This window comes from Pseudomonas sp. S3_C06 (genome assembly GCF_054667675.1).
Genome location: NZ_CP162747.1, coordinates 6,510,230 through 6,536,420 on the forward strand (window position 1 = coordinate 6,510,230; position 26,191 = coordinate 6,536,420).

Sequence of the window (26,191 nt, forward strand, 5' to 3'; positions counted from 1 at the left end):
TGTCAGGAGCGTTATCTTGAAAATCACCCGCGTAACTGTGACCCCGATTGCCTTCCGCGATCCGCCGCTGCTCAACGCCAGCGGCATCCACGAACCCTTCGCCCTGCGCTCGATCATCGAGATCGAAAGCGACAACGGCTACATCGGCCTCGGCGAAAGCTATGGCGATGCCCCGGCGCTGGCGATCCAGCAGCAGTTGCAGGCGCAACTGATCGGTCTCGATCCGTTCAACCTCAACCAGTTACGCGCGATCGTGCAGGCCACCATTGCCGCCAACAAACCCGCCACTATTGCCGGTGCCGAACTCGCGCCCGGTTCTCATGCCAGCAAAGCGGTGAGCAATGCTTATTCGGCGTTCGAAGTAGCCTTCCTCGATTTGCAGGCGCATTACCTGAATGTGCCGCTGGTGGACCTGCTCGGTGGCGCGATTCGCGATGAGGTGCCGTTCAGCGCCTATCTGTTCTTCAAGTATGCGCAGCATGTCGATTCGCCCTACAAACCGGACAACTGGGGTGAAGCACTCAGCGAGCAGCAGATCGTTGCGCAGGCCGCGCGGATGATCGAGGCGTACGGTTTCAAAAGCATCAAACTCAAGGCCGGGACGTTGCCGCCGGAGCATGAAGTGGCGTGCATCAAGGCGTTGAAAAAGGCCTTCCCCGGCTACCCGTTGCGCATTGATCCGAATGGCAACTGGTCACTGGAAACCTCGATTCGCATGGCCGAGTTGCTCGGCAATGATCTGCAATATTACGAAGACCCGACTCCGGGCCTCGACGGCATGGCTGAGCTGCACAAGCGCACCGGTCTGCCGCTGGCAACCAATATGGTGGTCACCGATTTCGACGAGTTCCGCCGCAGCATCGCGCAAAACAGCGTGCAGATTGTTCTCGCCGACCACCATTACTGGGGCGGCCTGCGCGACACGCAGACCCTGGCGAAGATGTGCGACGTGTTTGGCCTCGGTGTGTCGATGCATTCCAATTCGCACCTGGGCATCAGCCTGATGGCAATGGCCCATGTGGCGGCGGCGGTGCCGAATCTGGATTACGCCTGCGATACGCATTACCCGTGGCAGGAGCCGGATGAAGAGGTGATCAAGGGTGGCAAGCTGCCGATTGTCGATGGCTGCGTGAAGATCACCCGCGCACCGGGGCTTGGGCTGGAGCTGGATCATGAGCAGTTGGGCAAGCTGCATGATCAGTACCTGACGTGCGGGATTCGTCAGCGTGATGATGTGCGGCAGATGCAGCGGTACAAGCCGGATTGGAAGGCAGTTAAACCGAGGTTTTGAGGTTGCCATTGCCGGCCTCTTCGCGAGCAGGCTCGCTCCCACAGGGGAAATGCATTCCAAGGTGTGGGAGCGAGCCTGCTCGCGAATGGCGGCAACTCATTCTTTCAGAGTGTATGCACCAGCCAATCCCGAAACGCTTTCAGCGACGGCAAATTCTCATTGCGCGGCGGATACACCAGGTAGTAGCTGCGCCGGCTGTTGATCGGCTCGCCCAGTTGCAGCAACTCACCGCTGAGCAACTCATCCTCGACCAGAATCCGCGGCACCAAACCCACGCCAATATTTGCCCGCACCGCCTGAATCAGGTGCGAGGTCATTTCAAAGCTCGGCCCGATACGCATGCTTCGGTGCGGCAGACCCTGATGGCTGAACCATTCCGCCCACGCCTGGGCATTACTGCTGACATTGAGCAGCAGTTGCCCGGCGATGTGTTGTTCGGCGTCGTCGCGCTCAGCATCGGACAGTTGCGCACTGGCGATCACCACCAGTTCCTCGGTGTGCAAGGGCAGGGCCGTCAGCCCCGGCCATTCACCGCCACCGACGCAGATCGCCGCATCGATTTCGCTGGTATCGAAGTCAATCGCTGCGATACGCGAATGCAAATGCACGGTCATGCCCGGATGCGCGGTGTAGAAATCTTTCAACCGTGGCAGCAACCATTTCGAGCCGAAGGTCGGCAGCGTCGCCAGGCGCAGACTGTGAATGCCCGAGCCAAACGCCATCGCCTGCAATGTCGCACTACGAATCTGCCCGAGCGCTTCGGCGAGTTCGCGCTGATACATGCGGCCGACATCGGTCAGCACCACTTGCCGACCTTCGCGGCTGAACAAGCGCATGCCGAGCATCTTCTCGAGAATCTGCACCTGCCGGCTGACCGCACTCTGCGTCAGCGACAGTTCGTGGGCGGCGCGGGTGTAGCTTTCATGGCGCGCGGCGGCCTCGAAAGCCAGCAATAACGACATGGAAGGGGTGAGCGTGCGCGGATTCATTCGTAAAAGTCATCAATAGCGGGTCGAATTTACGGTTGTCCCGGCGTTCGCCAGCAATGAACATGGGCACCATGAGATGGCGGAGCCTGACGCAATCATTCGTTGCGTACAACTGTTCACCGCCACGCGGCCCGATTTGACCGAGATAACCTGACCGATGATTGCCCAGCTGTCCCCCGCCAAAGCCCTGACCAGCGATTACCAACAGTTCCTCAAAGCCCTGAAAACCAGCGGCTTTCGCGGTGAAATCAGCGCTGATTACGCCAGTCGTGTGGTACTGGCGACTGACAATTCGATCTATCAGCGCCTGCCGCAAGCGGCGGTGTTTCCGCTGGACGCCGAGGACGTGGCGCGGGTAGCGCGGTTGATCGCCGAGCCGGCGTATCAGCAAGTGGTGATCACCCCGCGCGGTGGCGGCACCGGCACCAACGGCCAATCACTGACCGACGGCATCGTCGTCGATCTGTCGCGGCACATGAACCGCATCCTCGAAATCAACGTTGAGGAACGCTGGGTGCGCGTGCAGGCCGGGGTGGTCAAGGATCAGCTCAACGCCGCGCTGAAGTCCGCCGGGCTGTTTTTCGCCCCGGAACTGTCGACCTCCAACCGCGCCACCGTCGGCGGCATGATCAACACCGATGCCAGTGGCCAGGGCAGTTGCACCTACGGCAAGACCCGCGACCATGTACTTGAACTCGACATGGTTTTGCGCGGTGGCGAGCGTCTGCACGGTTTGCCTCTTGAGGAAAGCGAACTTGAAGCACTGTGCGCCCGCGAAGATCGCGTCGGTGAAGTCTATCGCTGCGCGCGGCAGATCATTGATGAGCAGGGTGAGCTGATCAAAGAGCGTTTCCCCGATCTCAACCGTTGCCTGACCGGTTATGACCTGGCGCATCTGCGTGAGGCGGATAACCGTTTCAACCTCAACAGTGTGTTGTGCGGCGCTGAAGGCTCGCTGGGTTTTGTCGTCGAGGCGCGGCTGAATGTATTGCCGATCCCCAAGCATACGATGCTGGTGAACATCCGCTACGCCGGGTTCATGGACGCCTTGCGCGATGCGCGGGCCTTGATGGCGCTCAAGCCGCTGTCGATCGAAACCGTGGACTCGAAAGTCTTGCTGCTGGCGATGCAGGACATCGTCTGGCACGGCGTTGCGGAGTATTTCCCGGAAAGCGCCGAGCGGCCGACCTTGGGCATCAATCTGGTGGAGTTTTGCGGCGACGATCCGGAGGACTTGCAGCGCCGGGTCGAAGCATTTGTCGACCACTTGAGCAGCGACCGCACGGTTGAGCGTTTGGGTCATACGCTGGCGGTCGGTCATGCGGCGGTGAACAAGGTCTACGGCATGCGCAAGCGCGCGGTGGGCCTGCTCGGTAACGTCGCCGGCGAAGCGCGGCCACAGCCGTTTGTCGAAGACACGGCGGTGCCGCCGCAGCATCTGGCCGAGTACATCGCCGAACTGCGCGACCTGCTCGACAGCCACGATTTGCAGTACGGCATGTTCGGCCACGTCGATGCAGGCGTGCTGCACGTGCGGCCGATTCTCGACATGAAAGACCCGCAACAAGCCGCGCTGGTGCGTCCGGTGTCCGATGGCGTCGCCGCGTTGACCCAGCGTTACGGTGGCCTGCTGTGGGGTGAGCACGGCAAAGGCTTGCGCTCGGAATACGCGCCGGCATTTTTCGGTGAGCTGTATCCGGCACTGCAAGCCTTGAAGGCTGCGTTCGACCCGTTCAACCAGTTCAACCCGGGCAAGATCGCCACCCCGGCGAACACCGGCGCTGCGCTGCTGAAAATCGACGAGGTCACGTTGCGCGGCGAACTCGACCGGCAGATCGACGAAAAGGTCTGGCAAAGCTACGGCGCGGCCATGCATTGCAACGGCAACGGCGCCTGCTACAACTTTGATCCCGACGACGCGATGTGCCCGTCGTGGAAAGCCACCCGCGAACGTGCTCAGTCGCCCAAGGGCCGCGCCTCGTTGATCCGCGAGTGGCTGCGTTTGCAGGGCGAGGCGGGCGTTGATGTGTTGTCCGACGCCATTCGCAAACCGGCGTTTTTCAGCACGTCGTGGCAGCGCTGGCGCAACAGCCGTGCCCAGTCCGAGGATTTCTCGCACGAAGTTTATGACGCCATGGCCGGTTGTCTGGCGTGCAAATCCTGCGCGGGGCAGTGCCCGGTCAAGGTCAATGTGCCGGAGTTTCGCTCGCGGTTTCTGGAGCTGTATCACAGCCGTTATCTGCGCCCGGCGCGGGACTATCTGATCGCTTCGCTGGAGTACAGCATCCCGCACATGGCGCGGATTCCGGCGCTGTACAACGGGTTGATGGGCGCCTCATTCGTTCGCAGCTTGCTGGAACGGGTCGGCGGCATGATCGACGTGCCGTTGCTCAGTCGTTTTGATTTCCATGCGGCGATGCGCCGTTGGCAGGTGCAACCGGCGAAGGTTTCGACGTTGTCGGCGCTGACCGAGGCGCAACGTGCGCGCAGTGTGGTCATCGTGCAGGATGCCTTCACGCGTTACTTCGAAGCGCCGCTGTTGGCCGATCTGGTCGAGTTGATTTCGCGCCTGGGTTATCAGGTCTATCTCGCGCCGTTCAGCGCCAACGGCAAGCCTTTGCATGTGCAGGGCTTCCTCTCGGCATTCAACCGCGCGGCGTTGCGCAACGCTCGGCAACTGCGTGAATTGGCCGATGTGGGCGTGCCGTTGCTGGGCCTCGATCCGGCGATGACGTTGGTGTATCGCCAGGAATACCTGAAAGTGCCGGGCATGGAGCAATGCCCGGAGGTGGCATTGGTGCAGGAGTGGTTGCTCAAGGTGATGCCGGAGCAGGCGCCACAGGATGCAACCGCGTCGTTCCGACTGCTGGCCCACTGCACCGAGAAAACCAACGCCCCGGCCGCGACGCGGCAGTGGGAGCAAGTGTTCGAGCGTGCGGGTTTGAAGCTGGCCACGCAGGCCACCGGTTGCTGCGGCATGTCCGGCACTTACGGTCACGAGGCGCGCAATCGCCAAACCTCAGCGGTGATCTACGAGCAGTCCTGGGCACGTCAGGTAGCGGCGTCGGCAGAGCAGGGCGAAGCCTTGGCGACCGGTTATTCGTGCCGCAGTCAGGTCAAGCGCCAGTCGGATCAGGCACTGCGTCATCCGTTGCAGGTGCTGCTTGAGGTTCAACGTCGCTGAGGTCGTCGTCCGTGTCCTTGTCCCAGATCAGGCGCGGGTCGAAGCTCATCGCCGCGAGCATGGTGAACACCACGACCAGGCCAAAAAACAGAATGCCCGGTCGTGGCTCGATATCGCCCAGCGCCTGAAACTTCACCAATGCTGCGACCAGCGCCACCACCAAAACGTCGAGCATCGACCAATAGCCGATCAGCTCGACGAAACGGTACAGCTTCGAGCGCTCTTTGCGCGCCCAGGCGCTGTCGCGTTGCACGGTCATCAGCAGCAACGTCAGGGCCACGAACTTGACTCCCGGCACGGCGATGCTGGCGATGAAAATGATCAGGGCGATGTCCCAAGCGCCGTGCTCCCAGAACTCCAGCACGCCGCTCATGATCGTGCTGTCGGCGCCACTGCCGAGCATGGTGGTGTTCATCACCGGCAACAGATTGGCCGGCACGTAAAACGCCAGCGCCGCGAGCATGTAGGCCCAAGTGCGCGCCAGTGAATTGGTCTTGCGCCGGTGCAGCGGCGCATCGCAGCGCGGGCATTCATGCGGCTCGTCGGTCATGTCGCAGGCCAGGCCGCAGCTGTGGCACAGGCACAGATTGAGTTCGCGGGCAGTCGGTGGCCGTTTCATAGAATGTCCCAGAGATCGCGGATATCGCGGCCGGCAATCCTGATCATCATCAGGCTCAGCACGGCCAGCGCGAACAGGCCGATGCCGGGCAACACATCGAGCAATCCGGCCAGTTTGAACACCGCCACCATCGCCCCCAGCAGGCAGACTTCGAGCATGCTCCACGGCCGCAGGGTTTCCAGCCAGCGCATGCACAGCTTGAAGCCCGGTGCACGTCGCGATGACAGCGCGAAGCTGAGCACCCAGATCAGCAGCACCAGTTGAAACGCCGGGGCAATGATGATCGAGATCGCCGCGACCATCGCCATAAAGGTGATCGGCCCCTGACTCAGCGCCAGCACCGAATCCCACAGCGTCGCGCTGTTTTTCAGGCCTTTGAGGCTGATGCTCATCACCGGATAGAAGTTGGCGAACAGCCACAGCATCGCCGCCGTGAACGTCAGGGCCAGACGCTGTTCAACAGTCAAACCGTTGAAGCGCTGCAGCACGCCACCGCAGCGCACGCACGAGGTTTTCTGGTGTTTGGCCAGCACGGCTTTTTCGTACACACAATCGCAGTGCTCGCAGATGATCAGGTGTTCGGTGTTGACCATGGACAGCGCTCGACAGCAGGCCGCAAGGGCAGGGGACTTGATCACTATAGAAGCCTGAGGCTATTGGGCAACTTGCCCGGCTTGATCGGCTGAGGTTTTTCTGAGAATCGCTATCGATTGGGCTTGGGTTTTTGCTGGTTATTGTTATAAGGTAACGCGAATTTCAGGGGTGGTCCTTGTAGGCACCCGGTGTTATCCCTTCGATTGCGAAACGCTCATGACGATTGTGCTTCCTCGTTCTGCCCCGTTGGCCACTGGCCGGCTGATGTCCATTGACGCCCTCAGAGGCCTGGTCATTCTGTTCATGCTGCTCGACCACGTGCGCGAAACCTTCTTGCTGCACCGTCAGGTCAGCGACCCGATGGACATTGCCAGCACGGAACCGGCGCTGTTTTTCAGCCGCACGTTGGCGCATTTGTGTGCGCCGGTGTTTGTGTTGCTGACGGGATTATCGGCGTGGTTGTTCGGAGAAAAGTACGCGGGCAAGTCTGATGTCAGCGCCTTTCTGTTCAAGCGTGGTCTGTTTCTGGTGCTGCTGGAGTTCACCCTGGTGAACTTCGCGTGGACCTTCCAACTGCCACCGAGCGTGATTTATCTGCAAGTGATCTGGGCGATCGGTTTGAGCATGATTGCCTTGTCGCTGCTGGTCTGGCTGCCGCGCTGGCTGTTGCTGACGTTGAGCCTGATGATCATCGCCGGACACAACCTGCTCGACACTGTGCATTTTCCGCTGGAGTCAGCACTGCACGTGCCCTGGGCGATTTTGCATGATCGCGGCTGGATCGACGTCAGCGACACTCTGCGTCTGCGCACCTCCTATCCGTTGTTGCCATGGATCGGTGTGATTGGTCTGGGTTATGCGCTGGGACCGTGGTTTGCTCGCGGCGTTGAAGCGAGTTTGCGTCAGTGGCAACTGCTGATCGCGGGGAGCGCAGGACTGCTTGGCTTTGTCGGGCTGCGGTTGATCAACGGCTATGGCGAGAAACCGTGGGCCGTGGGCGACACGTCGGTGCAAACCCTGATGAGCTTTTTCAACATCACCAAGTACCCACCGTCGTTGCTGTTTATCGCGCTGACCGCGAGCGTCGGGCTGTTGCTGCTACTGGCATTCGAACGCTTGCAGGATCGTCGCTGGATTCGCTGGTTGACCGTGTTCGGTTCGGCGCCGATGTTTTTCTATCTGCTGCATCTGTACGCGTTGAAGGTGTTGTACCTGATCGGCGTGGCCCTGTTCGGGCTGAATCAGGGCAGCTATTTCGGCTTCTCTTCAGTGGTGGCGATCTGGCTGGCGGCAGCGCTTCTGTCAATTGCGCTGTTTCCGGCCGTGCGCTGGTTCTCGGCATTGAAGGCCCGTCGTCGCGACATCACCTGGTTGAAGTACCTGTAAGCGCTAGTGCCGGTTGCGCACGAAGTCGATAAACGCCTTCAGCGCTGCCGGCACATGACGGCGGCTCGGGTAGTACAGGTGCAGACCCGGATAGTACGGGCACCAGTCTGCCAGCACTTGCACCAGCCGCCCGCTGGCGAGGTGTTCGCTGACCATGTCTTCGAACACATAGGCCAGGCCCAGCCCTTGCAGCGCGGGGCCGACCATCAGGCTGACATCACCGAGGGTCAGCGGGCCGTTGACTTCGATTTCCTGAGTAATGCCGCCGCGTTCAAGTTCCCAGCGATACAGCGATCCGCTGGGAAAACGGTGGCGGATGCACGGCAGTGCGTGCAGGTCCTCGGGCTTTTGCGGTGCCGTGTGGCGCTCGAAAAATGCCGGTGAACCGACCACCACGGAGCGCATTGTCGGGCCAATCGGCAGCGACACCATGTCGGCCTCCAGCCGATTACCGAAGCGCACGCCGGCATCAAAGCCGCCCGCGACAATATCCAGCAGCGCATCGCTCTCGACCATTTCCAGGCGAATGTCCGGATATACCTGCAAAAACTCACTGGCAATCGGTAGCAGCACCAGCTCACAGGCTTGCCGCCCGCAGGTGATGCGCAGGTTGCCTGAGGGTTTATCGCGGAAATGGTTGAGGTCTTCCAGCGCATCGTCAATATCACGGAACGCCGGTTTCAACCGCGCATACAGACGCTCGCCAGCCTCGGTCAATGCCACGCTGCGGGTGGTGCGATTGAACAGGCGCACGCCGAGCCGGTTCTCCAGCGCTTTGACCGAATGGCTCAGGGCCGAGGGCGTGAGGCCGAGTTCGATGGCCGCTTTGCTGAAGTTCAAGTGCTGCGCGGTGTACAGAAAGACCGACAGATCGGCTGCCGAAGGTGATTTCATCTGTGAATACCTTTCACAAAGTTATGCAAAATTGTTGGGATTATCACATCAGTAGCACGGCCTTAAAGTCGCATCAACTCATCAAGAAGACCTGGCACCCTCGCCAAAGGTCGCAGACAGGAGGAGTTGAAATGCGTACCTGGTTTATTACTGGCGCTTCCCGTGGTTTTGGCACCCTCATCGCAGAACGCGCCTTGCGTGCCGGTGACGCGGTGATCGCTACCGCGCGCAACCCGCAAGACATCACCGATCGTCTCGGCGAGCAACCGAACCTGCTGGCGGTGCGCCTCGACGTCACCCGCGAGGACGAAGCGCATCAAGCGGTTGCTGAAGGGATCAAGCGGTTTGGCTGTATCGATGTGCTGATCAACAACGCCGGGTTTGGCGTGCTGGGCGCGGTGGAAGAAACCAGCGCCAGCGAGACCGAGCGCCTGTTCGCCACCAACGTGTTCGGCCTGCTCAACGTCACCCGCGCCGTGCTGCCACACATGCGTGCACAGCGCAGTGGCCGGGTAATCAACATCTCTTCGATTGGCGGCTATCAGGCGTACATGGGCTGGGGTGTTTACGGCGCGACCAAGTTCGCCGTCGAAGGCATTACCGAAGCGTTGCATCAGGAACTGGCACCCTTGGGCATTCAAGCCACGGTGGTCGAGCCGGGTTTCTTCCGCACCGATTTCCTTGATGAACAGTCGTTGATCAAAACGAAACTTGAACTGCCGGACTACGACGAAACCGTGGGCAAGATGCGAGTGTTCGCCGAAGCGGCCAATCATGCACAACCGGGTGATCCGCTGAAGTTTGCCGAAGCGATGCTGGCACTGGTCAATGCGCCGAACCCACCGCTGCGACTGGCATTGGGCAGTGACACGGTGGCGCGGATCGAGGCGAAGAATCGGCTGGTGGCGCAGGAGTTGGCTGATTGGAATGAGCTGGCGCTGTCCACCGACTTCGCCAACTGAACGCCTGAGCTGTGAGAGCGAGGTTGCTCGCTCTCATCTCTTTCGTGCGCAGACTTCGGTGGATTTTTCTGTGTATTTCGCGCCTTATTCGCTGCGTGACGCAGCTTTGTGATTTCTCAAAGGATGGAACGAATGATTTCTTTGACTCAGCCGCACGGAACGCGCGACAAGTTGCTCATACTCGCGGCCGTGTGCCTCTCGGCACTGGTCTTGCCGTTAAGTTTTACTGGCGGCGCGGTAGCGACACCGGCCATCGGCCGTGACTTGGGCGGCAGTCCGGTGGCGCTGACCTGGATCACCAATGCGTTCATGTTGTCGTTCGGCAGTTTGCTGATGGCCGCCGGCGCATTGGCTGACGTGTACGGACGCAAACGCCTGTTCACCTACGGCATGTTGCTGTTTACCGCCGCCTCGATCGCGCAGAGTCTGGCGCCTTCGGTGTTCTGGCTGGACGTGTTGCGTGCCGTTCAAGGTGTGGCGGGGGCAGCGGCGCTGGCCAGCGGTTCGGCGGCACTGGCGCAAGAGTTCGAGGGGCATGCCCGGACCCGGGCGTACAGCGTACTCGGCACGACGTTCGGCATCGGTCTGGCCTTCGGGCCGCTGGTGGCGGGCGCGCTGATCGAGGCGTTCAACTGGCGGGCGATTTTTGTCTTCACCGCGTTGATTGGAATCATCGCGTTGGTTTTCGGGGTGCCGCGTATGCGCGAAACCCGCGACCCGGATGCCAAAGGGCTGGACTGGCCGGGCACGCTGCTGTTCAGCGCAATGCTGGCGCTGTTCACGTTTGGCCTGATCCAGGCACCGGACAGTGGTTGGGACAGTCCGCAGGTGATCGGTTTGCTGGGCGCTTCGGCCGTGTTGCTGGCAGCTTTCGTGATCGTCGAAATGCGTGTCGAGCGGCCGATGCTCGATCTGACCCTGTTCCGTTATCCGCGATTCATTGGCGTGCAGATGCTGCCGATCGGCACTTGTTTCTGCTACATCGTGCTGGTGGTGATGTTGCCGCTGCGCTTTATCGGCGTTGAGGGCCTGAGCGAGATCGACGCCGGTCTGCTGTTGCTGGCGTTGTCGGCGCCGATGCTGGTGGTACCGATGCTAGCCGCATCGATGGCGCGCTTCGTTTCCGCCGGTATCTTGTCCGGTGCCGGCTTCCTGATTGCCGCCGTGGGCCTGCATTGGCTGAGCCTGTACAACGTCGGTGACGCGAAATTTGCGCTGGTGGTGCCGATGCTGCTGATCGGTATTGGCGCCGGTTTGCCGTGGGGGCTGATGGATGGATTGTCGGTCAGCGTCGTGCCGAAAGAACGCGCCGGCATGGCAGCGGGCATCTTCAGCACTGTGCGAGTGGCGGGAGAGGGCATTGCCTTGGCGATTGTCGCGGCACTGCTGGCGTCATTGCTCCACGCTGATCTGTCGAGTGCCGTGCACGCGCTGGCGGGCAGTGCCGAGGCGTCGCTGATTGCCGAGACCGCGCACCGGGTGACCACCGGCGATATGGCGCATGCGATCAACACCGTTCCGGGGCTGGCCAACGGACGTCTGGTAGAAGGGTACGCTGCGGCGTTTCAGTATCTGCTGCACATCCTGACGGTGATCACGCTGGTGTCGGCGGCGGTGGTGCTGGGGTTGTTGAGCAAGGATCGCAGCGTCGCAGCACCACAACAGGCTGCCGCATAAACCCACTGTGGGGGCGAGCCACCTATTTTCAATCTGTCTGCAAATCCCTGTGGGAGCGAGCCTGCTCGCGAAAGCGGTGAGTCAGCAACGGATGTGTTGACTGACACTCCCGCTTCGCGAGCAGGCTGGCTCCCACTTTGGATTGTGCCAAGCCAACTATTTTCAATCTGTCCGCGAATCCCTGTGGGAGCGAGCCTGCTCGCGAAAGCGGTGAGTCAGCAACGGATGTGTTGACTGACACTCCCGCTTCGCGAGCAGGCTCGCTCCCACTTTGGATTGTGCCAAGCCAACTATTTTCAATCTGTCCGCGAATCCCTGTGGGAGCGAGCCTGCTCGCGAAAGCGGTGAGTCAGCAACGGATGTGTTGACTGACACTCCCGCTTCGCGAGCAGGCTCGCTCCCACTTTGGATTGTGCCAAGCCACCTATTTTCAATCTGTCCGCGAATCCCTGTGGGAGCGAGCCTGCTCGCGAAAGCGGTGAGTCAGCAACGGATGTGTTGACTGACACTCCCGCTTCGCGAGCAGGCTCGCTCCCACTTTGGATTGTGCCAAGCCAACTATTTTCAATCTGTCCGCGAATCCCTGTGGGAGCGAGCCTGCTCGCGAAAGCGGTGAGTCAGACAATGCAGATGTTGACTGGACCGGCCTCATCGCGAGCAGGCGAAGGCCTACAGGGTTTTCCGGTGTGTGGATTATTTGCGATCCAGCCAAACGGTCTGGGCGTTGCAGAATTCGCGCACGCCGAAGTGCGACAGCTCTCGGCCGAAGCCGCTCTTCTTCACACCACCAAACGTCACGCGCGGATCGCTGGCCGAGTAGCCGTTGATGAACACGCCGCCGGTGTCCAGTTCGCTGGTCAGTTGCTGGGCCAGTGCCACGTTGGCGGTGTAGATCGTCGCGGTCAGGCCGAATTCGCTGTCGTTGGCCAGGGCCACGGCATGCGCGCAATCGCGGGCGGTGATGATCGACGCGACCGGGCCGAACAGTTCCTGTTTGAACGAGGTCATGCGGTCGGTGACGTCGGCCAGCACGGTCGGTTCGTAGTAGTTGCCCGGGCCTTCGGACTTGCCGCCGCCGAGCAGCAGGGTGGCGCCTTCTTCCAGGGTGTCACGCACTTGCTGGTCGAGTTCATCCCGCAGGTCGAAACGCGCCATCGGACCGATGTAGGTCTCAGCTGACAGTGGATCACCGACCTTCAACTTGCGTGTGGCTTCGACGAACTTGCGGGTAAATTCTTCGACCACGCCTTCTTCGATGATCAATCGTTTGGCCGCCGCGCAGACTTGGCCGGAGTTCTGATAGCGACCGATGACCGCCGCTTGCACCGCTTCGTCCAGATCGGCGTCATTGAGCACGATAAACGGATCGGAACCGCCCAGTTCCAGCACGCATTTCTTCAGCGCGGCACCGGCCTGAGCACCGATCGCCATACCGGCACGCACGCTGCCGGTCAGCGTCACGGCGGCAATGCGTGGGTCAGCGATGGCGGTGGAAACGCCTTCCGGGGTGACGTTGATCACTTCAAACACGCCTTCAGCGAAACCGGCGCGGGTAAAGGCATCGCGCAGCAGATAGGCGCTGCCCATCACGTTCGGCGCGTGCTTGAGCACGTAAGTGTTACCGGCAATCAGCGCCGGAACGGCACCGCGCAATACCTGCCAGATCGGGAAGTTCCACGGCATCACCGCGAGAATCGGGCCGAGCGGACGGTACTCGATGCGCGCCTTGCCACCTTCAACCTGCGTCGGCTCAGCGTCGAGCATCGCCGGGCCGTGTTCGGCGTACCACTCGCAGAGCTTGGCGCATTTCTCGATTTCACCACGGGCTTGAGCAATCGGCTTACCCATTTCCAGGGTGATCATGGTAGCCATGGCATCGGCGGTTTCACGCAACGCGCCAGCGAGGGCGCTCAACAAACGCGAGCGATCCTGCAACGGCTTGCGCTTCCACTTGCCAAAGCCATAGGCAGCGCGGGTCATCGCGGCGTCGAGGGCGGCAGCGGATTCAAACGCGTAATGACCGATCTGCTCGCCGTTGGCGGGATTGATCGAGATGGCGTGGGTCTGGCTGGAAATCTGGCTCATGGCATCGTCCTGCAGGTTCGTCGGATGAGCCTAGAGTAGGGTGGTGTTTGTTTTCTGGAAACTGAATAATAAAGATCATTTCTTTCACGATTGGAGAATGACTGTGGATCTGGTGCAGCTGGAAATCTTCAAAGCCGTTGCCGAACACGGCAGCATCAGCGCCGCCGCCGCGCAGATCCATCGCGTGCCGTCGAACCTGACCACGCGGATCAAGCAGCTTGAGCAGGATCTCGGGGTTGATCTGTTTATCCGCGAGAAAAGCCGTCTGCGTTTGTCCCCGGCGGGGTGGAGTTTTCTTGAATACGCACGGCGCATTCTCGATCTGGTGCAGGAGGCTCGGGCAACGGTGGCGGGCGAGGAGCCGCAAGGCGCATTTCCGTTAGGCTCGCTGGAAAGTACGGCCGCTGTGCGCATTCCCGAGTTGCTCGCGGCGTACAACCAGTTGCACCCGAAAGTCGATCTCGACCTGTCGACGGGGCCCTCGGGGACGATGATCGACGGCGTGCTGTCCGGGCGCCTGGCTGCAGCGTTTGTCGATGGCCCTGTTTTGCATCCAACGCTGGAAGGCGTGCCGGCATTCGAAGAAGAGATGGTCATTATCGCGCCGCTCAATCACGCGCCCGTAAAACGTGCAGCGGATGTGAATGGCGAGAATATCTATGCCTTCCGCTCCAACTGTTCCTACCGTCACCACTTTGAAAAATGGTTCAGCACCGATGCCGCTGTGCCGGGCAAGATCTTCGAAATGGAGTCGTACCACGGCATGCTCGCCTGTGTCAGCGCCGGCGCCGGACTGGCGCTGATGCCGCGCAAAATGCTGCAGAGCATGCCCGGCAGCGCTACCGTCAGCGTCTGGCCGCTGGCGGCGGACTTTCGCTATCTGACCACGTGGCTGGTGTGGCGGCGGGGCACGGTGTCGCGCAGTCTGAGCATGTTTGTGCGGTTGCTGGAGGAGCGCGGAGTAGTGCGGGCTGAGTCCCCTTAGATTGCTTCGAAATGCGATGGAGTCAGATTTCGTGATCTGGAGCTTGAATTTTTTCTTGCCTGTGGCTGCTATGTACAAATTGAATGCTAAAGTGCCATCGTTTTCTTGTAGCAATTGTTATCATTGATTTTTTTGATTTTCAGTGCTTGCGCGCCTAGAAGAAATTTCTTTTGTTGTGCTGCATATTATAGGGAGGGAATGGTTTTGGCTTCGGAGTATATTTGGTGGGAAAAAACTGTTGAGTATAAATTTTTGCTCGATCTAACCCGCACTGAAGGGTTGGATTTTGCAACTCCATTGAGTGGTATCGAGGAAAAAGCCGGGGATGGAATCTTCGCCAAAGATGAAAAAATTGTACTGGTTGAGTTTAAACGCTCATCCGCTGAGCTTGCGTCCGAAAAAAAGAAGTTTTCCAGTTTTTCAAATGCGTTGACGCAGATGGAAGGAAAAGATGCTCATCATCTCCTGATTTACGGATCAATGTCCGATACTGCAGACAGCCTAGCGCTGAATGCACAGACATATTTTTCCGGGGATGTGCTTGCAGACCCTTTAAAGCTTTTTGATCGTGGTGTGAGCGAAGAAGTGTTCAGGGAGTATTTGAAACAGTTTTTCAAATTGAAACGACTAGATGACCGCTCCACCGATACTTCGACTTCTACCTCGGTAAAGGCTGTGCTGGGGCTGTCTGCTCGGGGAGGAGAAAGCATCTCGCTCGTCGAGTATCTCCGGATTTCTTTGCCTGAAATTTATCGGGACCTCAAGAAAGCGAAGACACTGGAATTTAAAATTTAAGTTCAAAGAGGAATTGCAGACAGTTGTTTTTGAAAAAAAGTCCGAGGGTTGCGGAGTGCTCGTTAAAGATATGTTAAAAAATTTTGTGATGATTTTGACTGCAATTGTAGCGGCTTGGCAGCTTTATAGTTTCGGGCGTAGCGATGGTAAAGAAATTAATCAATCCATCGTCGAATTTTACAAAGCTAAATTAGAGGAAATAAGTAAGGTTGCGGCGGAGTCCACTGCTCAGGTGACTTCACTGAAGCTTGAACTTCAAAAAACATCCGAAGTCGTGAAGGTTAGAGAGCACACGCCAGTGGATGCCAAGGCTCTGGCGGATGTTTTAAAAGGAAACGAAAAAGAAGGAATAAGTGCGTCGTTGGAGGCGGGTCAAACCAAGAAGTTATTCGATGACGGACTATATGTTTCTTTGGTTGGAATTACATACATTCCCTCGCCTCCGAGTTATGCAGCCACTATTGTGGCCGGAAGCCCAGGAAAAAAAGTACTTCGTTTGGATAATGCGGAAGTAGGCACAGTGGCCAGTTACGAAGGATACGAAATCAGGTTGGTCGCCACGAGTACTTTTTCCGTTGGTCTCCAGGTTGAAAGGCGTCTATGACGCGTGCAATCGCCGCCGTGATCAAGGCTTCGCACATCATTTTGGGTGTTCCGGCCTTATTTGTTTTTGCAGTAAACAATGCCGGGCTCATGCACAAGAGTCCGGCATTTTTTTGCCTGTCATAAACTCCCGTCGATACTGCGCGGTAAGTTCAGCGGATTAATCTCGCGCAATACCTCTGGCAACAACTCATCCGGAAACCCCTGATACGCCACGGGCCGCAAGAAACGTTCGATCGAGGTCATGCCGACCGAGGTGAAACGGCTGTCCGACGTCGCTGGAAACGGCCCGCCGTGCACCGTGGCGTACGTCACTTCCTGTGGATGCGCGAAGGCGTTGACCACGATGCGTCCGGTGCGGCGTTCGAGGATCGGCAGCAGGCGCCGCGCGAGTTCCAGGTCCGCGTCTTCAAGGTGGATGGCGGCGCTGAGCTGTCCCCTGAACGAGCGGGCGACTGCCAGCAGTTCATCGGCATCACTGACCGCCACCAGCAGCGCCGACGGGCCGAACACTTCATGGGCCAGTGCCGGTTCGCCGAGCAAATGCTGACCCTCGATTTCCAGCAAAGTCGCACGCCCGGCGTATGTGGCATCGGCCGGCGAGCCCACGGCGATCACCTGCGCGCCGGCACCTTCCATCGCCATCAGACCCTCGACGTAGGCACCATGAATGCCCGGCGTCAGCATTGTCCGTGCCGGTGCCTCGCTGACCCGTTTGCGCATGGCGCTGCGCAGCTCTTCAAACCCGGCACCACGAATGGCAATCAGGATCGACGGACACAAACAGGCCTGGCCGACGTTGACCAGCATCCGTTCGATAAAGCCGTCACCGATCTCGGTGCCGCGAGCCGCCATGGCCTCGGGCAGGATGAAGGTCGGGTTGACGCTGGTCATTTCGGTGAATACCGGAATCGGCTAGGGACGCAACTGTGCGCGACGATAGAGCGCCATGCCGCCCTGTTCAGATCCGGTAAACGTCACAGCCTTGATCAGCGGATGATCGACCAGCGCTTCGCCAATAACATTGCCGCCACCACGCACCATCGAGAAAACACCTTCGGGCAAGCCATGGGCCTGCACGGCTTTACGAATGGCCCGCGCCTGGATTTCCGAGGCGCCGGGATGCGCGTTGTGTGCCTTGAGAATCACGGTGGCGCCGGCCGCCAGTGCCGACGCGGTATCGCCACCCGCCACCGAGTAGGCAATCGGGAAGTTGCTCGCGCCGAAAATCGCCACCGGGCCGATGGCGATTTTTTGCAGGCGATGATCCATCCGTAGGCGCGGCTGACGCTGGGGTTGCGCCGGGTCGATCGCCAGTTGCAGAAAGCGCCCCCGGCGCACCACATCGGCGAATTGGCGGAACTGGGTCGCGGCTCTCAACGCTTCGCCCTCAAGCTGAGCTTCGGGCAGTCCGGTTTCCTGCGCAGCGCGTGCGGCCAAGTCGCTGCGTACTGCGTCGAGGTTGTCAGCGATGCTCTCGAGGAACGCCGCGCGTTCGGCCAGCGAGGTGTGGCAGTAGCGGTCAAACGCCGCATCGGCGAGTGTCGCTGCCTGATCAACCTGTGCCGCACCGCCGAAGGCGAAGTCCGGTTCGATCAATTGATCGGTGGCCGGATTCAACGCTTTCATCGTGCCTTCGGTGGCGGCGACATCCGCCGCGCCGATCAGCAAATGGCCGGTCAGACTCATTTCGATTCACCCTGGGATTTGAGACGGGCGATGAGTTCGTCCGTGCTGGCAATCACGTGAGCGAACGTCGGGCCGTTGAGCTCGTGGGCGGCGTGCATCATTTCCGCTTTGAAGGCCGCTGTTGCATCGCGGACCAGAGTGACGTGATAACCCAGTTCCGAGGCATAACGCGCGGTGGCTTCGATGCAGGTGTTGGCCAGCAGGCCGACGATGATCACGTGGGTGACGCCTTGCTGCTTCAGGCGAAAATCCAGGTCGGTGTTGGCGAAACCACTGGAACCCCAGTGTTCCTGAACCACGATATCGCCGGCCTTTGGGGCGAAATCAGGGTGCCATTCACCGCCCCATTCTCCGCGGGCAAAGTGGTGCATGTGCATGATCTTGCATTGGGTCGGGGTAGGGTGGTCCCAGCTTTCGTAGTCGCCTTTTTCCCAGCGATGATGGGGTACGATGACCACCGGAATTTTCAGCTCGCGCACGGTGCGGTCGAGTTTGCGCAGGTTATCGAGCAGGCCGTTCTGTTCGGCCATGGGTTTGATCAAAGGGAAAATCTTGCCGCCGTCCGACAAAAAATCGTTGTACGGATCGACCAACAGGTAGGCGGTTCTGTCCAGTGGGTAGGGGGTATTCGACATGGCTGCTTGCTCCGGCAATGAGATTATCGGTGCACAGGGCTTGTCCTGGCATCGTGTAGATATGATAATCATAGTAACTGTAAAAGAGGCAAGCCCTGATGGCAGTAAAAGATAGTCTTCCTGACACGCTGTGCCCGATCTCCCGGGCCGAGACGATCGTCGGCGACCGCTGGACGGTGCTGGTTTTGCGCGAGTTGTTCATGGCCAATCATCGCTATGACGAGATCCAGGCGCAGACGGGCGGTACGCCGCAGATGGTCGCCGCGCGTCTGAAATGTCTGGAAGCGGATGGGCTGGTCGAACGACGCTTGTACAACGAGCGACCGAAACGCTACGAGTATCACCTCACCGCGAAAGGTGAGGCGTTCTATCCGGTGATCATTGCACTGCGGGCGTGGGGAGAGACCTGGTGCAAAACACCGGAGGAGGGACTAGCGGTGAACATGACCCACAAAAGCTGCAACCACAGCGCCGGCCTCGGGCCGCTGTGCGAGCACTGCGGCGAACCGTTGCGTCGGCAAGATCTGATCAGCCAGCCACAAGCAGCCTACGCCGCCGAACGGCAGGCGCGGCGTGAGGCGTTCAAAAGCAAATAACCTTGATCAAGGCGTGCCGTTTTTACCGTGCAGCACGTAGCCGGGGCGCAGGCTCAAGCGCTCGTAATAGGCTTTCACCGCGGCAAAATCCGGGTGAGCCAATGGTGTTTCGAACCATCGGTTCACCGACAGTCCGATCGGGATATCTGCCAGTGAAAACGTCTCGCCGCTGACGTAGGCACCGGTCGACTCCAACTGTCGATCAAGGATCTCCATGTTCTTCGACCATTGCTCGATTCCGACGGCCAGCGCCGCGCTGTCCTGATGCTCCGGCGATTGCCGCACCAGCGACAGAAACGCATATGACCACGAGCGGTTCAGCTCCGAAGCCTGCCAGTCGATCCACTGATCAATCCGCGCCCGAGCCATCGGCTCCGTCGGATAAAACTGCGCGCCGTCGTAGCGCGAGACCAGATAACGAATGATCGTGTTCGACTCCCACAGCGTGAAATCACCGTCCTGAATCACCGGCACCATGGCGCAGGGATTCAGCGTGAGAAACGCCGCATCGTTGGTCGATTTGAACCCTGACCCCCAGTCTTCCCGTGTGAAGGGAATCTGCAATTCAGCGCACGTCCACAGCACTTTGCGCACGTTGATCGATGAGGCTTTACCGAGTATTCGCAGCATTGGATGTCCCTTTCCTCAGAGTCTTCAGACTTGAAGAAATACCATACCGAAATAAAGAAGGCCCGCACTAAGCGGGCCTTGGTTTTTCATCAAATCAATCTCACAGACTGCTCGCCAGTTTCCCGCCCATCATCCGCCGACGGTAGGACGTATCCCGATTCGCCAGCCAGAAGTACAACGGCGAGGTCACCAGCAGCCCCACCAGCCACGACAGATCCGCACCGTTGATGTGTGCCGACACCGGGCCGACGTACAGCGGTGTGTTCATGAACGGGATCTGCACGGCGATGCCGATCGCGTAAGCCAGCAACGCCTGCGGGTTGTAGCGGCCGTAGATGCCGCCGTCGACCTGGAAGATCGACTGGATATCGTACTGGCCTTTGTGGATTGCGTAGAAGTCGATCAGGTTGATCGCCGTCCACGGCACCAACACCACCAGCAACACCAGCACCATGTCGACGAAGTGGCCGATAAAGTCTTTCGAAGCGCCGACGGCGGCGAAGCAGCAAGCCAGCAACACAATGATCGAGATCACTGCGCGGCTCTTGGCGGTGGGGATCCAGCGGTAGGCGAAGGTCTGCACCAGGGTGATCAGCGACAGCACCGCGCCGTACAGGTTGAGGGCGTTGTGGCTGATCACGCTGAGCAGGAACAGCACCAGCATCAGCGGGCCAATCGAGCCAGTGGCGAGTTTCACTGCGTCCATGGTGTCCATGCCCACAGGCGTCGCCAGCACTGCGACGGCACCGAAGATGAACGCCAGACTCGACCCCAGCGCCGACCCCAGGTACGTGGTCCAGAACGTCGACGAGACTTTCACGTCCGCCGGCAAGTAACGCGAATAATCGGACACGTAAGGCGCAAACGCGATCTGCCACAGTGCGGCGAGCGAAACGGTGGCCAGCCAGCCGGACAGGTTGAAGCTGCCACGGGTGAGGAAGTCGTCAGTCTGAATGTGGGTGAAGATGTAGCCGAAACCGACGACGATGCCGATCCCCAGCACCCAGGTGCCGATGCGGTTGAGCACGTGGATGAAGCGGTAACCGATGATGCCGATGATCCCCGAGCCGAATGCACCGATGACGATGCCGACCGGCACTGGAACGCTGTCGACCACGCCATGCAGCGACTTGCCGGCGAGGACGATATTGGAAGCGAAGAAACCGATGTACATGACGCCGGCAATCAACACCACCAGCAGGGCGCCGAGAGAGCCGAACTGGGCGCGACTCTGGATCATCTGCGGGATGCCCATCTGCGGGCCTTGTGCCGAGTGCAGCGCCATCAGCACGCCGCCGACCAGATGGCCGACAAGAATCGCGACGATGCCCCAGACCAGATTCAAGTGGAACAACTGCACGCCCAGCGCACCGGTGACGATGGGCAACGGCGCGATGTTGCCGCCGAACCAGAGCGTGAACAGATCCCTGACCTTTCCGTGGCGATCTTCGGGGGGCACGTATCCTATCGTGTGTTTTTCAATCAGCGGAGCGGAGGATGCTGCAGGGGTAGCCATGACGAACTCCAAGGCAAGGATGAGTACGTGGACGTACTTCGGCGAGCGCCGGCACGGGCGGCGCATTTCTTGTTGAAGTGATCATGTGCAAAGCGTCGGGATAGATAAATTAGTAAGTTTGTTGCTTCAGACCTTAAAAAAAATATGCTTCGGATGGCGCGGGCGTCCGGTATGTTCAAACCTGATCGTGCGCCAGGGAAACAGGGCGAACACCCGCGCTCTTTGGGAGACTCAAATGGCCGCCTACAACCTGCGCCAGCTCAAGTACTTCGTCACTACCGCCGACTGCGGCAGCGTCGCCGAGGCCTCGCGCAAGCTCTACATCGCGCAGCCGTCGGTATCGACCGCGATCAAACATCTGGAAGAAAGCTTCGGTGTGCAGCTGTTCATCCGCCACCACGCCCAAGGGGTTTCCCTGACGCCGAGTGGCTCGCGCTTCTATCGCAAGGCGCTGGAGTTGCTGCGGGTCGCCCATGAGTTCGAGCAGAATGCTTTGGCCGACAACGACGTGGTCGCGGGGCAGATCGATATCGGCTGTTTCGAAACCGTCGCGCCGCTGTATCTGCCGCGCCTGATCGCCGGGTTCAAGGCGCGTTGGCCGGGGGTGGAAATCCGCATTCGTGACGGTGAGCAACAGGAGTTGGTGCAAGCGCTGACCGCCGGAAGTATCGATGTGGCGATGATGTTCGAGCACGATCTGGACAGCACCATCGAAACCGCACCGCTGATGCCGCCGCAACAGCCTTATGCGTTGTTGCCGGCCAGCCATCGCTTCGCGCAACAGGCGAAAGTTTCGCTGCATGATCTGGTGCTGGAACCGATGATCCTGCTCGATGTAGTGCCGAGCCGCACCTATTTCGTGAGCATTTTCGAAGAGCGCGGGCTGGCGCCGAATATCGTCTTCAGCTCACCGTCGATCGAAATGGTGCGCGGCATGGTCGGCAACGGTTTCGGCTTTTCGATTCTGGTGACCAAACCGTTCAGCGACTACACCTACGACGGCCAGCAAGTCGTCTGTGTGCCGCTGGCGGAAAACGTCACCGGATCGGGATTGTCCGCAGCCTGGCTGCGGCGGGTGCAACTGACCAAACCGGTGCAGTTGTTTGTCGATCATTGCCGCGAAGAGTTGGCCCGACTGCACCCGTGAGTGCCGTCGGGCCGATAGTCAGAGGCTGATAAACGCCAGCATTCGTTGCAGCATGGCATCGCAGGCTTGCAGTTGATCGAGGCTGACAAACTCATCGGGTTTATGGCCCTGGTCCATGCTGCCGGGGCCGCAGACCACCGTGGGAATCCCCACCGCATCAAACAGTCCACCCTCGGTACCGAACGCCACGGTGCCGAAATCCTTCGAGCCGCAAAAAGCCGAAATCAACTCGGCTGCCTGACTCTGCGCATCTGTGGCCAGCCCCGGATACGCCGACAAGGCGCTGAAGCGGATATCACTCTGCGCACTGACCGCGCGCATGCGCGGCAGCACTTCGCGCTCGGCATAGGCTTTCAGCGCTTCGGCAACCAGCGCCGGATCCTGCGAGGGCAGGGCGCGGATCTCGAAATCGAAACGGCAATCGGCGGGCACGATGTTCAAGGCCTTGCCGCCGCTGATCACACCGGTCTGCACCGTGCTGTAGGGCGGATCGAAGCGCGGATCGTGATGCTCCGGCGCTTTCAACTGCTGGCCGAGCCGACCCAGTTCAGCGATCAGTTCGGCGGCGTATTCAATCGCGTTGACCCCGAGCGGCGCATAGGCCGAATGGCACGGATGGCCGTGCACATCGCAGCGCATCGCCAGTTTGCCCTTGTGGCCGAGCACCGGTTTCAGCTCAGTCGGCTCGCCGATGATGCACAGCAACGGTTTGATCGGGCGTCGCTGCAAGACCTCAAGCAACGAGCGCACGCCGAGGCAGCCGACTTCTTCGTCATAAGACAGGGCAATATGCACCGGCAGGCGCAACGACGCCTGCACCAGCGCCGGCACCAATGCCAGCACGCAGGCGATATAGCCCTTCATGTCCGCGGTTCCGCGCCCGAAAACTTTGCCGTCGCGCTCGGTCAATTCGAACGGCGGCAGCGTCCACGGCTGGCCATCGACCGGCACCACATCGGTGTGCCCGGACAGCACAATGCCCGGTTGATCCATCGGGCCGATCGTGGCGAACAGGTTGGCTTTGCTGCGCTCATCGTTGTAGATCAGCGCGCATGGCACGTCGAAACCTTCGAGGTAATCGCGAACGAATTCGATCAGTTGCAAGTTGGATTCACGGCTGGTGGTATCAAACCCCACCAGCACTTTGAGCAACTCGACGCTGTTCATCGGTCATCACCGGCCACGCCATAACCCGGCGCCTTGGCCGGATCGAGGGCGCGGTCGATGTAGTCCTGAAGCTGCGGCTCGTAAGCGTTCCAGAGTTTTTGCAACTGACCGATCGGGTCTTCATCAGCCCAATCCACGCGCAGGTTGACGATCGGCCAGGTCTGTTCGCCGACCACCACGACCGCGGCCGAATGCACCGGGCCGGCTTCGCCACCGAGCGCTTGTGCGGCGTGCAGGGCCTTGAGCAGGCGATCAGCGAGTTGACCTTCGCCGTCCTCGAAGGCGCTGACCATGGCTTCGATCACCGAACGCCCGGCGAGCATGTTGCCGGCGGCGACGCACTGCTCGCCGCTGACGGCGTTGTGCACACCGAGGGTTTGCGCACCGCTGAAATGCGCGGTCTGGCCGAGGTGGTTGATCGCGGTGATCTGGCGGTACTGGCTGTAGCCGTTGCGGGTCAGGACTTTGTCCAGCGCATTATCGGGGGCCAGGCCTTGCTCCATCAGCGCAAGGACTTCCGGGCCGAGGGACGGCAGGGTGATGTTCTGGCTCGACACCGCGCCAACGCCTGGCAGCAGCCACGGGCAACGGGCACCCACGGCGATGCTGGAGGAACTGATGGCGACCCCGAACTGGCCGGTTTCGGCGCAGCGAGCTGTGATTGAAAAGGTCATCTAATGAACTCCTTGTGTGTCTGGACTGGCCTCTTCGCGAGCAGGCTCGCTCCCACATTTGAAATGCATTCCATTGTGGGAGCGAGCCTGCTCGCGAAGGCCATAACGCGGTGAACCTGCTTACTCAGGAATCACCGCAATCACATCAATCTCCATCAGCCACTGCGGCTGCCCGAGCGCCGACACCACCAGCCCGGTGGAAATCGGGAACACGCCTTTGAGCCACTTGCCGACTTCGCCATACACCGCCTCGCGGTAACGCGGGTCGATCAGGTAGGTGGTGGTTTTGACGATGTGGCTCATGTCGCTGCCGGCTTCTTCGAGCAGTTGCTTGACGTTGCGCATGGCCTGTTCAGCCTGCGCACGCGGATCACCCAGACCGATCAGATTGCCGTCGAAATCCGTGCCGACCTGCCCACGGACATACACGGTGTTGCCTGCACGCACGGCCTGGCACAGGTCGTTGTCCAGCGTCTGGTTCGGGTAGGTGTCTTTGGTGTTGAACATGCGGATGCGAGTGTGGGTTGGCTTGCTCATGTGCAGCTCCTGAAAGAGGGGTTGCCCGGCGCAATCGGCGCCGGAGCGAAAAGGACATTAAGCGTCGACGGTGTCAGCGGCCTTGTTGTGGGCGTTCGAATGCAGTGCGGCTTCACGCTGCTCGGCATCGCGATAGTCCAGATACTTGCGCTGGGTGGCGATGTGATCGGCGACGTGCTTGGCGTCGTGCCACACGCCCCAGATGAACGACGAACCACGACGCGACTGCCACGGCAAACCAAGGAAATACACGCCCGGCTCACTCGACACACCGCGCTGATGCACAGGCTTGCCCTTGTCATCGAACGCCGCGACTTGCAGCCACGAGTAATCCACGGCAAACCCGGTGGCCCAGATGATCGAGGTGATGCCAGCCTTGGCCAGATCCAGATCGGCCAGCGGATTTTTCACGCATTCAGGCTCAGGGTAGGTTTCGCGCGCTTGCGGTTCTTCCGGCAGATCCAGCCCGTTGCGCTCGATGTAGGCATCGGCGGCATCCAGCAGCGCCAGATAATTTTCGTCGCCGCGAGTGAGGTTGCCGACCAGGTCCTGCCTGAAGGTCACCACGCCGTTATTGAAGGATTCGGTAACGCCGACCAGGGTCATGCCGCGATGGGCCAAACCACGGAAATCGATGGTGCGACCGCCATGGGCACCACTGACCGCGATGGTCACGTGCTCGCGTCCCGGCTTCATCGCCGCTTGATCCCACTCGCCGAGCACGCCCAGCCACCAGCAGAAATCACGATTGCGATAAGCGCGCGGTGGGCGGTCGTGGGCGCCAACCGACAGGTAAACCTGCTTGCCGGAACGTTGCAGTTCATCGGCGATCTGCACGCCGGAAGAACCGGCACCGACCACCAGCACGGCACCCGCCGGCAATTGCTGCGGGTTGCGATAGTCAGCGGAATGGATCTGCAACAGACGTGCGTCTTGGGGGGCAATCGCCGGGATCACCGGTTTCTGAAACGGTCCGGTAGCGGCGACCACACGGTTGGCTTCGATCACACCTTCGGACGTCTCGACAGTGAAACCCGGGCGACCGACATTGCGCACCACGCTTTTTACGTCCACGCCGGTACGGATCGGCGCATTGAATTTCTTCGCATAGGCTTCGAAGTAGTCGGCTACACGTTCTTTCGGGGCGAAACCGTCAGGGTCGACGTCATCGAATTCCAGGCCGGGAAAGCGGTCGTGCCACGCCGGGCCGTTGGCCACCAGCGAGTCCCAACGCCCGGTGCGCCAGCGTTCGGCAATGCGATTGCGCTCCAGCACCAGGTGCGGCACGCCGAGTTTGCTCAGGTGCTCGCTCATGGCGACGCCTGCCTGGCCGGCACCCACGATCAGCGTGTCTGTTTTTATTATTTCAGGGGTCATCTCTACATCCTTCCTAGCAAGGCAGTGGGATTCGGGCCGCTGTTGGCTTGTCCGTTTGGCTTGAGGTCAGACTAGGGAGAGGGGGGGTATCGGTAAAATATTATTAAGCTGGGATGTGAAGATAAAATTCTGATGCAGAGAGCCGAAAGCCTTTAACCA

General features: G+C 59.9%; 22 protein-coding genes and 1 pseudogene. 10 read left to right on the forward strand and 13 right to left on the reverse strand.

Features of this window, described 5'->3' with window-relative positions; translation table 11 throughout:
* The first annotated feature begins 16 nt into the window (after positions 1 to 16).
* Positions 17 to 1,291 carry a glucarate dehydratase family protein gene (locus AB4N44_RS29020; protein ID WP_460110942.1) on the forward strand — a complete coding sequence of 425 codons (1,275 nt, stop codon included), beginning with the start codon at positions 17 to 19 and terminating at the stop codon, positions 1,289 to 1,291.
* Positions 1,292 to 1,395: 104 nt separating this feature from the next.
* Here the strand turns inward: AB4N44_RS29020 and AB4N44_RS29025 are convergent, their stop codons facing one another.
* Complete coding sequence (locus AB4N44_RS29025) at positions 1,396 to 2,280, reverse strand: LysR substrate-binding domain-containing protein (RefSeq protein WP_460110940.1); 885 nt, start codon at positions 2,278 to 2,280, stop codon at positions 1,396 to 1,398.
* A gap of 157 nt (positions 2,281 to 2,437) precedes the next feature.
* Here AB4N44_RS29025 and ydiJ point away from each other — a divergent pair, with 157 nt between their 5' ends.
* Positions 2,438 to 5,464: a D-2-hydroxyglutarate dehydrogenase YdiJ gene (gene ydiJ, locus AB4N44_RS29030; protein WP_460110938.1), complete on the forward strand. Its 3,027-nt coding sequence runs from the start codon at positions 2,438 to 2,440 to the stop codon at positions 5,462 to 5,464.
* On the opposite strand, the gene AB4N44_RS29035 is transcribed toward ydiJ, so the two are convergent.
* A complete protein-coding gene (locus AB4N44_RS29035) occupies positions 5,397 to 6,083 on the reverse strand; it encodes a paraquat-inducible protein A (protein ID WP_455805700.1) in 687 nt (228 codons plus the stop codon). The two genes, ydiJ and AB4N44_RS29035, sit on opposite strands and share 68 nt — an antisense overlap.
* On the reverse strand, positions 6,080 to 6,676 hold the full coding sequence (locus tag AB4N44_RS29040) for a paraquat-inducible protein A (protein ID WP_077573324.1): 597 nt from the start codon (positions 6,674 to 6,676) through the stop codon (positions 6,080 to 6,082). The genes AB4N44_RS29035 and AB4N44_RS29040 overlap by 4 nt, the downstream gene beginning before the upstream one ends.
* Positions 6,677 to 6,893: 217 nt before the next feature.
* Between AB4N44_RS29040 and AB4N44_RS29045 the strand changes: the two genes are divergently transcribed.
* Positions 6,894 to 8,063 (forward strand): DUF1624 domain-containing protein, encoded by a 1,170-nt coding sequence (locus tag AB4N44_RS29045; RefSeq protein ID WP_460110936.1) that lies wholly within the window; start codon positions 6,894 to 6,896, stop codon positions 8,061 to 8,063.
* Positions 8,064 to 8,066: 3 nt separating this feature from the next.
* On the opposite strand, the gene AB4N44_RS29050 is transcribed toward AB4N44_RS29045, so the two are convergent.
* Positions 8,067 to 8,957, reverse strand: coding sequence for a LysR family transcriptional regulator (locus AB4N44_RS29050; protein WP_460110933.1), 891 nt, complete (start codon positions 8,955 to 8,957; stop codon positions 8,067 to 8,069).
* A gap of 131 nt (positions 8,958 to 9,088) precedes the next feature.
* Between AB4N44_RS29050 and AB4N44_RS29055 the strand changes: the two genes are divergently transcribed.
* Positions 9,089 to 9,919 (forward strand): oxidoreductase, encoded by an 831-nt coding sequence (locus AB4N44_RS29055; RefSeq protein WP_160039477.1) that lies wholly within the window; start codon positions 9,089 to 9,091, stop codon positions 9,917 to 9,919.
* 132 nt (positions 9,920 to 10,051) lie between these two features.
* Positions 10,052 to 11,596 carry an MFS transporter gene (locus AB4N44_RS29060; protein ID WP_160039479.1) on the forward strand — a complete coding sequence of 515 codons (1,545 nt, stop codon included), beginning with the start codon at positions 10,052 to 10,054 and terminating at the stop codon, positions 11,594 to 11,596.
* A 693-nt stretch (positions 11,597 to 12,289) separates the two neighbouring features.
* Here AB4N44_RS29060 and AB4N44_RS29065 read toward each other — a convergent pair.
* Positions 12,290 to 13,681 (reverse strand): aldehyde dehydrogenase family protein, encoded by a 1,392-nt coding sequence (locus tag AB4N44_RS29065; RefSeq protein ID WP_460110930.1) that lies wholly within the window; start codon positions 13,679 to 13,681, stop codon positions 12,290 to 12,292.
* 103 nt (positions 13,682 to 13,784) lie between these two features.
* Between AB4N44_RS29065 and ptrR the strand changes: the two genes are divergently transcribed.
* The 3 genes from ptrR (at position 13,785) to AB4N44_RS29080 (ending at position 16,065) form a co-directional block, all read left to right on the forward strand.
* Positions 13,785 to 14,666, forward strand: coding sequence for a putrescine utilization regulator PtrR (ptrR, locus tag AB4N44_RS29070; RefSeq protein ID WP_150751993.1), 882 nt, complete (start codon positions 13,785 to 13,787; stop codon positions 14,664 to 14,666).
* Between the two features lie 204 nt (positions 14,667 to 14,870).
* Positions 14,871 to 15,461 (forward strand): hypothetical protein, encoded by a 591-nt coding sequence (locus AB4N44_RS29075; protein ID WP_150751880.1) that lies wholly within the window; start codon positions 14,871 to 14,873, stop codon positions 15,459 to 15,461.
* 55 nt (positions 15,462 to 15,516) lie between these two features.
* Positions 15,517 to 16,065, forward strand: coding sequence for a hypothetical protein (locus AB4N44_RS29080; protein ID WP_460110928.1), 549 nt, complete (start codon positions 15,517 to 15,519; stop codon positions 16,063 to 16,065).
* A gap of 119 nt (positions 16,066 to 16,184) precedes the next feature.
* Here AB4N44_RS29080 and AB4N44_RS29085 read toward each other — a convergent pair.
* Positions 16,185 to 17,753, reverse strand: a pseudogene (locus AB4N44_RS29085) (aldehyde dehydrogenase (NADP(+))).
* The gene (locus tag AB4N44_RS29090) at positions 17,750 to 18,388 is read right to left on the reverse strand and encodes a cysteine hydrolase family protein (protein ID WP_150751883.1); all 639 of its coding nucleotides are present in this window, start codon (positions 18,386 to 18,388) and stop codon (positions 17,750 to 17,752) included. The pseudogene AB4N44_RS29085 and the gene AB4N44_RS29090 overlap by 4 nt, the downstream one beginning before the upstream one ends.
* Positions 18,389 to 18,486: 98 nt before the next feature.
* Between AB4N44_RS29090 and AB4N44_RS29095 the strand changes: the two genes are divergently transcribed.
* Positions 18,487 to 18,984: a winged helix-turn-helix transcriptional regulator gene (locus AB4N44_RS29095; protein WP_150751884.1), complete on the forward strand. Its 498-nt coding sequence runs from the start codon at positions 18,487 to 18,489 to the stop codon at positions 18,982 to 18,984.
* A gap of 6 nt (positions 18,985 to 18,990) precedes the next feature.
* Here AB4N44_RS29095 and AB4N44_RS29100 read toward each other — a convergent pair whose 3' ends face one another.
* Complete coding sequence (locus AB4N44_RS29100) at positions 18,991 to 19,614, reverse strand: glutathione S-transferase family protein (RefSeq protein ID WP_460110925.1); 624 nt, start codon at positions 19,612 to 19,614, stop codon at positions 18,991 to 18,993.
* 100 nt (positions 19,615 to 19,714) lie between these two features.
* Positions 19,715 to 21,130: a purine-cytosine permease family protein gene (locus AB4N44_RS29105; protein WP_127926849.1), complete on the reverse strand. Its 1,416-nt coding sequence runs from the start codon at positions 21,128 to 21,130 to the stop codon at positions 19,715 to 19,717.
* A gap of 235 nt (positions 21,131 to 21,365) precedes the next feature.
* Between AB4N44_RS29105 and AB4N44_RS29110 the strand changes: the two genes are divergently transcribed.
* Positions 21,366 to 22,277, forward strand: coding sequence for a LysR family transcriptional regulator (locus AB4N44_RS29110; protein ID WP_316918127.1), 912 nt, complete (start codon positions 21,366 to 21,368; stop codon positions 22,275 to 22,277).
* Between the two features lie 18 nt (positions 22,278 to 22,295).
* Here the strand turns inward: AB4N44_RS29110 and argE are convergent, their stop codons facing one another.
* The 4 genes from argE to AB4N44_RS29130 form a co-directional block, all read right to left on the reverse strand.
* Entirely contained in the window at positions 22,296 to 23,444 is a 1,149-nt protein-coding gene (argE, locus tag AB4N44_RS29115; protein ID WP_460110921.1) for an acetylornithine deacetylase, read from the reverse strand.
* A complete protein-coding gene (locus AB4N44_RS29120; RefSeq protein ID WP_460110920.1) occupies positions 23,441 to 24,118 on the reverse strand; it encodes a DUF1028 domain-containing protein in 678 nt (225 codons plus the stop codon). Before AB4N44_RS29120 ends, argE begins: the two co-directional genes overlap by 4 nt.
* A 120-nt stretch (positions 24,119 to 24,238) precedes the next feature.
* Positions 24,239 to 24,655: a RidA family protein gene (locus AB4N44_RS29125; RefSeq protein WP_127926852.1), complete on the reverse strand. Its 417-nt coding sequence runs from the start codon at positions 24,653 to 24,655 to the stop codon at positions 24,239 to 24,241.
* A 57-nt stretch (positions 24,656 to 24,712) separates the two neighbouring features.
* Positions 24,713 to 26,032, reverse strand: a complete 1,320-nt coding sequence (locus AB4N44_RS29130) for a flavin-containing monooxygenase (RefSeq protein ID WP_127926853.1) — start codon at positions 26,030 to 26,032, stop codon at positions 24,713 to 24,715.
* Positions 26,033 to 26,191 lie beyond the last annotated feature (159 nt).